Source organism: Streptomyces klenkii (genome assembly GCF_003626645.1).
GTDB lineage: Bacteria > Actinomycetota > Actinomycetes > Streptomycetales > Streptomycetaceae > Streptomyces > Streptomyces klenkii.
On the sequence record NZ_RBAM01000204.1, the window covers coordinates 1 to 1,040 of the forward strand.

Here is a 1,040-nt window from a genome sequence, read left to right on the forward strand (position 1 = left end):
CCGGACCTGGGGCGGGCCTGCGCGCAGGGCCTGGCCGACCTGTCCGCGCTGCGGGTCTCCGCGACCGGGCCGGACGGGGAGACCCTGCGCGTGCCGGGCGCGGGCGTGCCGTGGTTCCTGGCGCTGCTGGGCCGCCACGCGCTGATCACCTCCCTGTTCACGCTGCCCGCCCGGCCCGAGCTGGCCGCCGCCACGCTGCTGGCGCTGGCCGCGGCCCAGGCGCGCGGCGAGGAGGCCGACCGGGTCGCCCAGCCGGGCAAGATCGTGCACGAGATGCGGCACGGCGAGCTGGCCTACTTCGGCCAGGTCCCCTACGGCCGGTACTACGGCTCGGTGGACGCCACGCCCCTGTTCCTGATGCTGCTGGGTGCGCACGCGCGGGTGACGGACGACGACAAGCTGGCCCAGCGCCTGGAACGCCACGCGCGGGCCGCCGTGGAGTGGATGTTCCGCTTCGGCGGGCTGGCCGACCACGGCTTCCTGCTGTACCGGGGGGACGCGGGCGGCCTGACGAACCAGTCCTGGAAGGACTCGGCCGGAGCGATCTGCTTCGCCGACGGCACGCCGGTGAAGGGCGTGGTCACGGCCGCCGCCGCCCAGGGGTACGCCTACGACGCGCTGCGGCAGGCCGCGGCGCTGGCGCGTTCGGCCTGGGGCGACGCGGCGTACGCGGACCGCATGGAGGAGGAGGCGGACCGGCTGCGGACGCGCTTCCTGTCGCACTTCTGGCTGGCGGACCGGGAGTTCCCCGCGCTGGCCGTGGACGGCCGGGGCCGGCGGGCGGACGCGCTCGGCTCGGACGCCGGGCACCTGCTGTGGACGGGCATCCTCGACCAGGAGCGCGGCGAGGCGGTGGCGGAACGCCTGCTCTCCCCCGCCTTCTTCACCGGCTGGGGCATCAGGACGCTGGCCTCGGGCCAGGACGCCTACCACCCGCTGTCGTATCACCGCGGCAGCGTCTGGCCGCACGACTCCGCGATCGCCGCCCTGGGCCTGGCCCGGTACGGGCTGCGGGAGCAGGCCGCGACGGTGGCCCGGGG

1 protein-coding gene is annotated in these 1,040 nt (G+C 76.5%); it reads left to right on the forward strand.

Annotated features, from left to right (window positions below; genetic code table 11):
• Positions 1-1,040, forward strand: a 1,040-nt coding sequence (locus D7231_RS35785) for an amylo-alpha-1,6-glucosidase (protein ID WP_422396797.1), incomplete at both ends; no start/stop codon positions are given.